Here is a 13271-nt window from a genome sequence, read left to right on the forward strand (position 1 = left end):
ATATAATGACAAAAACTTCTTGCTCTTTACTTATACTCCTAGCTTTTGTTGTGTTCTCTCATGTAAATGGACAACATAAATTTCCAAATGGAGCGCCCATATCAGATTGGTTTGAAACGGTAGTACCTACTGCTATTGAAAGTTTAGGACAAAAATATAGCATAATAGATTTTGATGTTATACAAGATAGCACAATCATACAAACAGCCAAGATCCAACGCGCAATAGATAAGGCTTATGAAAGTGGGGGTGGTGTAGTGGTTATACCTCGAGGTGTTTTCCTCAGTGGATCCTTATTCTTTAAACCAAAAACCCATTTACATCTGGAGGAAGGTGCTGTATTGAAAGGGAGTGATGACATTGCAGACTTTGCATTGGCAGAGACACGTATGGAGGGACAGACCTTAACCTATTTTTTGGCTTTAGTGAATGCCGATCAAGTTGATGGTTTTACGATCTCGGGTAAAGGGACTTTAGATGGAAATGGTATTCGTTATTGGAAATCTTTTTGGCTGAGACGTCAATTTAATCCCAACTGTACCAATATGGACGAAATGCGACCTAGATTATTGTATGTTTCCAATAGTAAAGATGTACAGATTTCGGGCATTCGATTGGTAAACTCTCCTTTTTGGACTTCTCATTACTATAAATGTGAAAATCTGAAATTAATCGGATTACATATTACGGCACCAAAAGCGCCAGTAAAAGCCCCCAGTTCAGATGCTATTGATCTGGATGTATGTCATCAAGTATTGATAAAAGATTGTTATATGTCGGTCAACGATGATGCTATTGCTTTGAAAGGTGGTAAAGGGCCACAGTCTAATCTGGATCCAAATAATGGACCAAATTATAATGTGATCATTGAAAATTGTTTTTTTGGTTTCTGTCATAGTGCTTTGACCTGTGGCAGCGAATCCGTGCATAGCTATAATATTATATTTAGAAATAATACTTTAGATCAAGCACAGAAGCTTCTTCAATTAAAGATGAGGCCAGATACTCCCCAGGAATATGAAAATATCCTGATTGAAAATATTAAAGGAAATGTACAAAGCATGTTGTATATCAAACCCTGGACTCAATTTTTTGATTTAAAGGGTGAAAATCAAATTAAAATGTCCTATGCAAAAAATATGGTATTGCGTAATATCGATCTTGACTGTGCTATCGTATTTGATGTATTGAATTCACAACAATATGTGTTATCCAATTTTACATTTGAAAATATGAATATTCGTGCTTCAAAAGATCCAGTTATTCATCAAGAATATATTCAGGATTTTACGCTTAAAAATGTCACTGTCAATCGTAAAAAACTATAATTTGCTAACCTCAAAAGTTTCATACCTACATGATGAAAATTAAACTTTTATGGATCATGGTTGTGCTGATCAGTTATTTTGATTTATCAGCACAGAGAAACATGGAGTTTCTCAACAGAGGTATGGTAGGTCTGAAAACAGCGGAGAAATCGGTTTTTTTGAGCTGGAGATTGTTGGGTACGGATGATTATGAAACCGCTTTTACGCTTTATAGGCAACAAGGGGATGGTCCTAAACAAAAATTAAATAGGACTCCTTTGATTAAAGGAACTAATTTTTTGGATCAAACTGTTGACCTGAATCAAGAGGTGATCTATACATTGGCTCTTGTCCAAGCTGGGAAAGAAGTAGAAGTGGATAAAATCACGTTGACTAAAGATCAGCAAATCCAACAATACCTGAATATTCCTTTGCAAACTCCAGTTGGATATACACCCGGAGATGTTTCTGTTGGAGATCTGGATGGTGATGGCAGTTACGAATTGATTGTCCACCAAACTGGAATTGCTCATGATAATGCGCATAATGGCATTACATCTGAACCTATTTTTCAAGCTTATCAATTGGATGGTACTTTTTTATGGGAAATCAATCTGGGTAAAAATATTCGGGAAGGGGCACATTATACACAATTTATGGTCTATGATCTGGATAATGATGGACGTGCAGAATTGGTTTGTAAAACTGCAGATGGAACAAGAGATGGGCTGGGTAAGATCATTGGGAATCCTTTAGCAGACTGGCGAGATACGGTAAGGACTTCTATAAATTTTGGAAGGATTTTGACTGGTCCAGAATTTTTAACGGTTTTTGATGGTCTGACTGGAGAAGCGGTGAGTACGGTTGATTATCTTCCAGGTCGGGAAGATCTTCGTTCTTGGGGTGATACCAACGGAAATCGTGGCGATCGCTACTTAGCTGCTGTTGCCTACTTGGATGGGGAGAACCCGAGTGTGATCATGACCAGAGGTTATTATGAAAGAACCGCCTTAGCTGCTTGGGATTTTAAAGATAAAAAATTAGTGAGTCGTTGGGTTTTTGATACCAAAGGGCGTAAACATCCTTATTCGGGGCAGGGTTATCATAGTTTGTCGGTAGCAGATGTCGATCAAGATGGTCGGGATGAAATTGTTTTTGGGTCAATGGTAATTGATGATCAGGGTAAGGGTTTGTATAGTACAGGTTTGGGACATGGTGATGCTTTGCATGTTGGTGATCTTGATCCAGATAGACCAGGTCTAGAAATCTTTGGTATCCATGAATTAAAAGGAGGCAGAAAAGGAATTGGTGTTAGTTTATTAGATGCAAAGAATGGTGAGCTTTTATTTAAAAATGCGATCGATCAAGATGTTCCGCGTGGAGTAGCTGAAAATATTGATCCCAACCACCGTGGGGCTTACTTGTGGTGGTTGGGTTCTAAGGATATGTATGACGCGAAAGGAAATATAGTGGGTGTTGCGCCTGGTTCAACTAATTTTCTGATTTGGTGGGATGAGGATCTAAGTCGGGAATTGCTTAATAGCAATTATATTGAAAAATATAATGCAGGCATTATTTTTACTGCCGAAGGCGCTTCTTCTATTAATGGTACCAAAAAAACGCCTAATTTATCTGCAGATATTCTAGGGGATTGGCGCGAAGAACTTATTTTAAGGACAAATGACAATCAAAATCTGCGGATCTATACGACAATTATTCCTACCGATCATCGTATCTATACTTTAATGCACGACCCGCAGTATCGTTTGAGTATTGCTTGGCAAAATGTAGCTTATAATCAACCCCCACATACAGGTTATTATCTAGGCACTGGTATGCATACTCCAGTGAAGCCTATTCTAAAAATTGTAAATCCAAATAGAGAAGTTATCCGATGATAAGGCAATTCATAAAAGCAGTTAGCAGAGATCGTGATTATTTAAAAATAAGTAATATGTTAAACGTCAGATGGATAATTCTAGTTTTACTAGCTTTCGTATTTATTTCTTTTGTTGCGGATCAATATCGACCTACCGTATATTTAATAGGAGATTCTACGGTACGCAATAGTAATCAAGAATATTGGGGATGGGGAACTTTGTTGCCTGAATTTTTAGATAGTAATCAAGTGAGTGTCAATAATCAGGCTATGGCAGGAAGGAGTACACGTACTTTTGTTAAAGAGGGCCGGTGGGCTAAAGTTGATTCGATGTTGCGACCTGGAGACTACCTATTGATCCAGTTTGGACATAATGAAGGGAGCAAGCCTGACACGAGTAAACAAGGATACCGTGGTGTATTGCCTGGTATAGGAACAGATTCAGTGGTTTTGGATTGGGGAAGTAAGGGCAAAGAAGTGGTATACTCTTATGGTGAAAATTTACGTCGTTTTGTTGTTACAGCAAAGAATAAGGGTGTGACTCCTATATTGATTTCTATGATCCCACGTAATCAATGGGATGGTGCAGGTAAAGTAAAACGGGCCGATCGGGATTATGGTCTATGGGCGAGGCAAATTGCAGAAGAGCAGGGAATCCCATTTCTTGATCTGAATCGTATTACTGCTGATAAATATGATCAACTTGGAGCTGAGTTGGTGAAGAAAAGATTTTTCCCTGGCGATCATACACATACCAATAGAGATGGTGCTATGGAAAACGCGGCCTCTGTTGTTCAAGGTCTTAAAGAAATCCAGAGCTCATTGGTCAATTATTTAAAATAGGCTTAATGATGACGAGCAATTTGCTATCAGTATAAACTCTTGGGATGGATAAGGGTATTGACCAAGGATCAGTTGCGGATTGGAAGACGAGTTGTGAATGTTTGATGAATTGCCGGAAGTTGTTGAAGTGCATATACTTTTTGTACAAGTAGCAGGATAAAAATAGATGTAGATTCTTGAAGCAAAATAAAGTCTTCATCTATGATTTTTAAAACATATTGAAATGAATATTGGGAATAAATTAAAATTATTAAATCTTGTTGGACTGCTATTTGCATTTTTTAGTATGTCATTTTTACTAAAGGAAAATAAACCAACTTTTTTTATAATCGGAGACTCTACGGTAAAAAATGGACAAGGTAACGGATCTAATGGTCAGTGGGGATGGGGAAGTTTTATGGATCCCTATTTTGATCTTTCTCAGATTCATGTGAAAAATGAAGCGTTAGGAGGTACAAGTACAAGGACTTTTTATAATAATCCAAAATTATGGCAACAGGTGTTAGATCGTATTCGACCAGGAGATTTTGTGATCATGCAATTTGGACATAATGACTCAAGTCCCATTGTCGATACCTTACGTGCAAGAGGAACAATTAAAGGTAATGGTAATGAGTATCAAGAGGTATATAATCCCTTATTGAAGCAACATGAGGTTGTTTATAGTTATGGTTTTTATCTGCGACGTTTTGTAAAAAATATAAAGGATAAGGGGGCTACGGCGATTATTTGTTCTCCTGTTCCTCGGAATAGCTGGAATGGTCAGTACGTTAAATCATCTGAGTACGCGATTTGGGCTGCTGAAGCAGCTCAAAATTCGGGTAGCTTTTTTATCCCATTACAGGATTTGGTCATTGCTGAATATGAGAAACTAGGAAAAGAAAAAGTTGAAACTACCTATTTTGATACTAAAGATGCAACTCATACCCTACAAGCTGGTGCTCTATTGAATGCAAAGCTCGTTGCGCAACAGCTAAAACTTCAATCCCGCATCGGTATTAAAAAATTTATGAAATAAATGATGTTAGAAATGGGCTATCTAGCCCATTTTTTTGTGCTTTTAGTTGATCCATCAGGATACCTCAGGATGCGCAAATCCTAAAATAAGTGTATACTAGCTATTTGAAAACCGGTACTAAATCTGAATATCGTTGATCCATATTCTTATTCCTTATTATTTTATGATCTTAAACGACAAAATAACGTAACGAAGAATAAATGCTGTACTTCTATTTTAGTATTTCGGAGGATATTATTATAAAACTATTCCATTATAAATATGAAAAAAACAAAACACTGGTGTTATATCCTTGTGCTATTTGCTATCGTCACCATAGCAGGATGTGCTAGCGCTAAGCAGGTGAAAGCTCCATCTCAGAACATATCTTCCAGTCAGGTGTTGCAGTCGTTGAGATTGACAAATCGTTATTTTATGGATAAATGGCCCGATACGGGAAAGCCTATTTATACGAACAGGTGGCGCCCCAGTAATATCTGGACAAGAGCTGTTTATTATGAAGGCTTGATGGCATTATATCAAATCGATCCTGATCAGAGCTACTATAATTATGCTGTAGATTGGGGAAATAAACATAAGTGGGGCATGCGCAATGGTGTCGAAACACGAAATGCAGATGATCAGGCTTGTGGTCAAACCTATTTGGATCTTTATGAAATAGATCCACAACCGCAGCGGATTAAGGATATTAAGGACAATATTGATTTTATCATACAATCGGGTAAAGTCGATGATTGGACATGGATAGATGCCATTCAGATGGGTATGCCTGTTTTTGCAAAATTAGGTGTCATGAATAACGATAAGACCTATTTTGAGTATATGTATAAAATGTACCACCATTCAAAAGTTATTGAGGGTGGAGGACTGTACAATAAGGCCGATAAATTGTGGTGGCGAGACAAAGATTTTGTTCCACCTTATCAGGAGCCTAATGGACAAGATTGTTATTGGTCAAGAGGAAATGGTTGGGTGGTAGCGGCTTTGGTTCGTGTGTTGGATTTGATTCCTCAAGACGAGGCTCATCGGGCTGAGTATCTTCAAGATTATAAGGATTTAATGGAAGCTCTATTGCCTATACAGCGAGCAGATGGCTTTTGGAATGTAAGTTTACATGATGCTAATCATTTTGGAGGAAGAGAAACCTCAGGTACCGCTTTATTTGTATATGGTATGGCTTGGGGAATTAATAAAGGTATTTTAGATGAAAAAACATATCGACCAGTTGTTGAAAAAGCTTGGATAGCTATGTCTAATGAAGCCATTCATCCTTCTGGTTTTCTAGGCTTTATGCAAGGGACCGGTAAGGAACCAAAGGATGGACAACCCGTAAGTTTTTCAAGTATGCCCGATTTTGAAGATTATGGTTTGGGGTGTTTCTTGTTGGGGGGAACAGAGGTTTATAAGATGCTGAATAAATAACATATCTTAAGATACCCAATTTGAGGTGGAATCTGATGATAAGAGGAGAATAATGAAAATATAAAGTGAGATGCAAGTCTACTATTGGATTATGCTCATGGTAGAAGATGCATGAGCAAAATTAGTATTGAAAAAAAATAAAGTATAATGGAAAAAGTAGCTTTTAAAATGAAATTAAAGCCAGGAATGCTGGAAGAATATAAAAAAAGACATCAGGAGATCTGGCCAAAATTGGTTGATTTACTTCATTATAATGGGATTTCTGATTATACTATTTTTCTCGATGAAGAAACGGATACACTTTTTGCTGTGCAACGTCTTTCTGGTCATTCTTCTCAAGATTTGGGTAATGAAGTCATTGTTCAGAAGTGGTGGCTATATATGCGCGATCTGATGGAAGTGAATCCGGATAATTCACCCATATCAAAAAATCTACAACATGTATTTCATATGGATTAATGAACTGGAGATAAAGAAAACAATATGAAAAAAATATATGTGTTTTTGTTGATTGCATGTGCTATGAATATGGGTGGTCAATGTTATGGTCAAAATCTTTGGCCCCAAGTTACTAAGGAGATGAAACCTTGGACAAGATGGTGGTGGCTGGGATCTGCTGTAGATAAGGAAAACATAGCACGTGAATTGACATTGCTGGAAAAAAGTGGATTTGGTGGAGTAGAAATTACGCCTATTTATGGGGCGAAGGGCTTCGAAAATAAATACATCAATTTCCTTTCTCCAAAATGGATGGATATACTGAACGCAACAACAGATAAAGCGACTAAACTCGGTATGGGGGTCGACATGAATTTGGGTACAGGCTGGCCATTTGGCGGTCCGCAAATCCAAGAAAAGGATGCTGCTACGAAATTGATATTGGAAGAAATCGTTTTGAAAAAGGGAGAACAACTCACATTTCCTTTGAAACCACAAGATGCCAAACATAAATATGCGGCATTGCAAGCTCTACGAGCTTATGCAGCAGGCAATAAGGAGATCAATCTTGACGTGGATATGGATCGTATTTCTGGCTATTGGACAGCTCCTGAAGATGTTAGAATATGGGCATTATTTACTGCAAGGACCCATCAGAAAGTAAAGAGGGCAGCTCCTGGTGGTGAAGGCTATACGCTTGACCATCTAGGGAGTCAATCCGTAAAAAACTATTTAAATAGATTTGACCATGCATTTGATCATAAAAATTTAAAAGTCAGAGCTTTCTTTAATGATAGTTATGAAGTTTATGGTGCAAACTGGACGGATACTTTCTTATTGGAATTTGATCGGATGAAGGGATATAAATTACAAGACCACCTGTTGGATTTTGCGGGGAAGGGTGGAGATGTCAATAAGACGGCAAGAATTAAATCTGATTACAGAGAGGTGGTCGATATGTTGTTAACTAAAAATTTTTTAACTCCTTTTACAACATTTGCACAGCAAAATGGAGCACTATCTAAAAATCAAGCACACGGTTCACCGGGTAATTTGATTGATCTATATGCAGCTACCGATATTGCTGAATGCGAAACATTTGGTTCTAGTTATTTTCAAATTCCTGGTTTAAGAAGGGATTCGGCGGATGTCAGAAATGTAGATCCCGATCCAATGATGGCAAAATTTGCTACTTCGGCAACAAATGTATATGGAAAAAAATATACCTCTTCGGAAACATTTACTTGGTTAACCGAGCATTTTAAAACCTCTTTATCTCAAACCAAACCTGAGGTCGAACAATTATTTCTTGCCGGTGTCAATCATATATTCTATCACGGTACGACCTATTCACCTCAAGAAGTACCTTATCCAGGCTGGTTGTTTTATGCTTCTGTTAATTTTGTTCCTCACAACTCTTTTTGGGATCATCTTTCCGGCTTAAACCAATACATTACACGTGTGCAGTCTGTGTTACAGTCGACGAAGGCAAATCATGAATTATTGGTTTACTGGCCTGTATATGATCTGTGGAATGATGCAGAGAAATTGCAGCATGCATCGCATAGTGATGATGGGAAAGAAGTATGGGATAAAGCTTTGAAAGTCCATGATGTTGATGACTGGTTACACCCAACAGCTTTTTATAAGGAAAGCATAAAATTGCAACGACGTGGTTATAGTTTCGATTTTGCAAGTGATCATATTTTGAATCAATCCATAATCAAGGAAAATCATATTTTAACTTCTAAGGAGGCTCATCCTTATCAAGCGATCTATATTCCAGCTTGTCATTATTTTTCGGAAAACACAATGAAGAAAATATTGCAGTTAGCCGAAGATGGTGCTACGATAATTTTTCAAGCCATACCTAAGGAAGTTCCAGGTTTTAGTCAATTGGAGAAACGTACTGCTATGCTTCAGCAATATATCGGTTTGTTAGGATTTGATCAGGAAAATAAAAATCAATATACTGCTTATGGAAAAGGAAAAATTTATTTGACTGCGGATATCCATACTGCTTTAGAAACAGAAAATATTTTTCCTGAAAGAGTCAGTCAAACTGGATTAAAGTTTACGCGTCGTATTTCAGAGGATCAGATTTATTATTATTTAGTAAATCATGGTTCAGAAACTGTCGATAAAACTATTGAGCTTAATGCAAAAAGTAATTATTATTCTCTACTGGATCCACAAACGGGTAAGATCTATGCATTGACACCTACAGCGGGAAAAATTCGTGTGCAGATCCAACCCGGATATTCTTGGATCATTTTAGTTTCTCCAAATCAAAAGACCGATAAGGTATATGTTTATATGGATTATTTACATTCGGAAGTACAGCTGACTGCGCCATGGAAAGTTAACTTTATTGCGGGGGGGCCAACCTTACCTCATTCAAGAAACGTAAAAACCTTATCCTCTTGGACCAAGTGGGATGATCAAGAAGCTATTAATTTTTCGGGTACAGCTGCTTATGAAACCAGCTTTTCTCTGAAAAAAAATGATGGAAAACGCTATCTATTGAAATTGGGAAGAGTGGCTGAAAGTGCTCGGGTATTTATTAACGGTCAAGATGCTGGGATTTTGTGGTCCATTCCATTTCAGACCAATATCGAACAATTTTTGGTTGATGGTGAAAATAATATACGTATTGAGGTTGCTAATTTAATGGCTAACCGGATGCGTTATTTAGACAAAAATAAAGTTTCATGGCGAAACTATCATGAAATCAATTTTGTCAATATCAATTATAAAGAATTTGATGCTAGTGATTGGGAACCCATGGATAGTGGGTTGATCGGGCCTGTTGAGCTTTTTAGTTATTGAAAATAAAGTTTTATATCTGACTAAGAGTTTCGTATTGGCGAGGTTCTAGTTTTTAGTATAGATCAGGTATTATTATCATTTTGTTTAGTGTTAATTACTTGGTTTATTGATTATTACCTCTCTTGTTGATGTGGGAGCCACCTTTTAAGCAAAAGGTGGCTCTTTTTTTATAATCCTGAACAGAATTGGCAGGATTGAGCAGGATGGATAATTTATCTTATCCTTCTACATTTATACATCATTATAAATCTAGAAAGGTCTTGGTTGAAACTGTAACCAGTAGTTGACAAGGGAATAATCACTTTAGCTTTTCTATGTAACCATTGCTTAATACTGATTTTTTATATAAAAAAATCGATAGAAATAATATCTAATTACATCTAAATTATAACCAAATGAGAAGCAGTTTCAAAATTGAGTTTGAACATGTTTTAAAAAAGTACTTGTTGCTGGTCGTGATATCCATCTACAGTACTGTTCAATTATATGCTCAAACAACATTGAGTGGAAGGATCAATGATGAGAAGGGGTCTCCCGTTGAAGGGGTTACCATTCAGGTAAAAGGAAAATCCGCTGTAACAAAAACAAATGCTGAAGGAAATTTTACGATCACAGGCGCACCTGTAGATCTATTGGTGGTTTCAAGCGTGGGCTATGAGTCGCAAGAAATAGCTGTGAGAAGTCAAACACGATTTAACATCATTTTAGTGCCTAAAATTGATGTCATGGATGAGGTCGTTGTTGTGGGCTATGGAACCATGAAAAAAAAGGATTTAACTGGAGCTATTGCGAGTATTGGGGAAAAAGAATTAAAGGCAATGCCTGTGAAAGATGCTTTACAAGCCATGCAGGGTAAAGTGGCAGGTGTTGATATTACTTCTAATCAAAGACCTGGCACAACTGGTAATATTCAAATCCGAGGTGTTCGTTCCTTAAGTGCAAATCAAAGTCCATTATATGTGGTGGATGGTATGGTGCTGCAGGCAAGTGGTATTGACAATATCAACCCAAGCGATATTGAATCCATTGATGTCTTAAAAGATGCCTCTTCAACAGCAGTATATGGAGCTCGCGGTGCGAATGGTGTGGTGCTAGTGACGACAAAACAAGGAAAAAAAGGCAGACTGACATTAAACTATGCAGGAACGGCTACTTTGGAAAAAATGTATGATGTCACGGAGTATATGAATGCGGCAGAATGGTTGGATTATGCACGTTTGGCAAAAAACAAAACGACGACTCCTGATTATAGCAAGGATTTTTCTTTATGGGGTTCTGTAGCGGCTTCATGGGAAAATATTGCCAAAGGTTGGACCAATAATAATACGGTATGGAATCCCGACCTCGTTGGAAACTACGATTGGGCTGATGCGGGTAGAAAAAATGCATTGTCCACAGAACATACGTTAAGTATTGCTGGTGGTGGAGAAAATTCTAGGGGTTATGGGTCTTTTGGTTATTTGAAACAGGATGCCACTCAGCCGGGACAAAAATTTGATCGGTATACTTCTAAGGTAAGTTTTGAAGCGACTCCGACCAAGTGGTTTACTATGGGTGCATCCATCAATACATTTTTCTCGGATCAAGATTATGGGTATAACTTTTCAAAGTCTGTGACAGGAGCGGGGGATTACTACAGTGCTCTACGTGGTATGTTACCTTGGACAGTACCCTATGATGAGCAAGGTAAATATCTGCGTAATCCTGCTGCAGGTGATATTAATATCATTAATCCAATTAACGAATTAGAATACAATACCAATCAGCGACAAACTTTTGGAGCTAATGGAAGTTTCTTCGGTCAACTTGATCTCGGTCAGATCTATGCTCCATTAAAAGGCTTACGCTACAGGATGCAATTTGGTCCTGAGTTTCGCTATTATCGTCTAGGTTTGGCCAATGCTGCAGATGGAATAAACGGTGATGGCAATAATGCGGTTACTTATTCTACTAATCGGAATCTGGCTTGGACATTAGATAATTTAATTTATTATGACCGTGATTTTGGAACGGATCATCATTTGGGCGTTACTTTATTGCAATCCTCCACGGCTCGAAATACTGAAAATTCAAATATGAAAGCTACAGATGTATATAGTGCAGAAGAATTGTGGTACAATATATCTTCTGGAGGTTTTATTGGGTCATATGGCACCGGATTATCGGAAGAGCAGATGAATTCTTATATGGCTCGTCTGAATTATTCTTATAAAGACCGCTATATGCTAAGCGCATTTGTTCGTTGGGATGGCGCATCTGTCTTGGCTCCAGGCCATCAATGGCAATCCTTTCCTTCAGTTGCAGCTTCATGGCGTATCGATCAAGAGCAGTTTATGAAGGATGTCTCTTTTGTCAATACGTTAAAAGTACGTTTGGGAATTGGTGTTGTGGGAAACTCCGCAATAGGTCCTTACCAGACAAAGGGTTTATTAACTCAGAATTTTTATAATTGGAGTTCGACAAACTCTACCCCAGGATATGTCGCTTCGGATCCATCAGCAGCTAACCCTCAGAAAATGGCGAATCCAGAGTTGGGATGGGAGCGTACCACACAATATAATTTAGGCTTAGATTATGGTTTCTTCCAAAATCGGATTAGTGGAGCATTTGACATCTATAAGACAAAAACAAACGATTTATTGCAAGTTATGAGTATACCTTCCATTTTGGGATATACAACAACTTTTGCGAATGTTGGTAAAACGGAAGGTTGGGGTATCGATCTACAAATTAATACGGTGAATATTAAAAAAGAAAATTTTCAATGGATGACATCGATTACCTGGTCAAAGGATAAAAATAAAGTGGTGGAATTGGCCAATGGAAGAACCGAAGATCTAACAAATAATTGGATCGTGGGACAAGAGATTTCAGTACCCTATGATCTGGTATATGATGGAATTTGGAAAACAGAGGAAGAGGAAGAGGCTAAAAAATATGGTGCAAAACCTGGACAAATTCGGGTGAAGGATCTAAGTGGCTCAGATGGTGTGCCTGATGGTAAAATCGATCGTAATTATGATCGTCAGGTTTTAGGATCTTATCGTCCCAAATGGTCTGGTGGAATCTCCAATACCTTCAATTACAAAAACTTTGAATTGTCATTTTTTATTTATTCACGTTGGGGGCAGACCATCAACGCAGGAGCAGAAACATTGGGAGGACGTTTCATGATGCGAAAACTCGATTATTTTATTCCTCAAATCAATGAAGATGCTGAATATTATCAACCCGGTATCAATGGTGAGGCTGCAGATCCGAACAATTCGTCCATGAACTACCGCGATGGCTCATTTGTCAAATTGAGAAATATAAGTTTTGGTTATAATTTCCCAGCAGAAAAATTGAAAAAATTGGGGATCAGTAATTTTAAGGTGTATGGTCAAGTGATGAATCCAGCCATGTTATATTCAAAAATTGACTTTTTAGATCCTGATTTATCGACGTACAATAACAATACGGTGCAGGCTGGATCTGCTATTACGACAAGAGGGGCAGTAATAGGTGTTAATATTGGCTTCTAATGATATGAACG

The 13271-nt window shown here is 37.7% G+C and carries 8 protein-coding genes; all 8 read left to right on the forward strand.

Translation table 11 applies throughout. From position 1 onward, the window contains the following. The first annotated feature begins 5 nt into the window (after positions 1–5). Positions 6–1328, forward strand: coding sequence for a rhamnogalacturonidase (locus C8N37_RS07275; protein WP_108158277.1), 1323 nt, complete (start codon positions 6–8; stop codon positions 1326–1328). 29 nt (positions 1329–1357) lie between these two features. Further along, positions 1358–3205 carry a rhamnogalacturonan lyase gene (locus C8N37_RS07280; RefSeq protein ID WP_307724933.1) on the forward strand — a complete coding sequence of 616 codons (1848 nt, stop codon included), beginning with the start codon at positions 1358–1360 and terminating at the stop codon, positions 3203–3205. A gap of 56 nt (positions 3206–3261) precedes the next feature. Beyond that, the gene (locus C8N37_RS07285; RefSeq protein WP_244914360.1) at positions 3262–4029 is read left to right on the forward strand and encodes a rhamnogalacturonan acetylesterase; all 768 of its coding nucleotides are present in this window, start codon (positions 3262–3264) and stop codon (positions 4027–4029) included. Between the two features lie 223 nt (positions 4030–4252). After that, entirely contained in the window at positions 4253–5047 is a 795-nt protein-coding gene (locus C8N37_RS07290) for a rhamnogalacturonan acetylesterase (RefSeq protein ID WP_045755046.1), read from the forward strand. Positions 5048–5308: 261 nt separating this feature from the next. Next, positions 5309–6469, forward strand: a complete 1161-nt coding sequence (locus tag C8N37_RS07295) for a glycoside hydrolase family 88/105 protein (RefSeq protein WP_108158278.1) — start codon at positions 5309–5311, stop codon at positions 6467–6469. A gap of 147 nt (positions 6470–6616) precedes the next feature. Continuing rightward, on the forward strand, positions 6617–6928 hold the full coding sequence (gene rhaM / locus C8N37_RS07300) for an L-rhamnose mutarotase (protein ID WP_108158279.1): 312 nt from the start codon (positions 6617–6619) through the stop codon (positions 6926–6928). 24 nt (positions 6929–6952) lie between these two features. After that, a complete protein-coding gene (locus C8N37_RS07305; protein WP_108158280.1) occupies positions 6953–9736 on the forward strand; it encodes a glycosyl hydrolase in 2784 nt (927 codons plus the stop codon). 395 nt (positions 9737–10131) lie between these two features. Then, positions 10132–13260, forward strand: coding sequence for a SusC/RagA family TonB-linked outer membrane protein (locus C8N37_RS07310; protein ID WP_108158281.1), 3129 nt, complete (start codon positions 10132–10134; stop codon positions 13258–13260). The last annotated feature ends 11 nt before the right edge of the window (positions 13261–13271 follow it).

Origin of the sequence: Sphingobacterium faecium (genome assembly GCF_003054045.1) — a bacterium.
Lineage (GTDB): Bacteria > Bacteroidota > Bacteroidia > Sphingobacteriales > Sphingobacteriaceae > Sphingobacterium > Sphingobacterium faecium.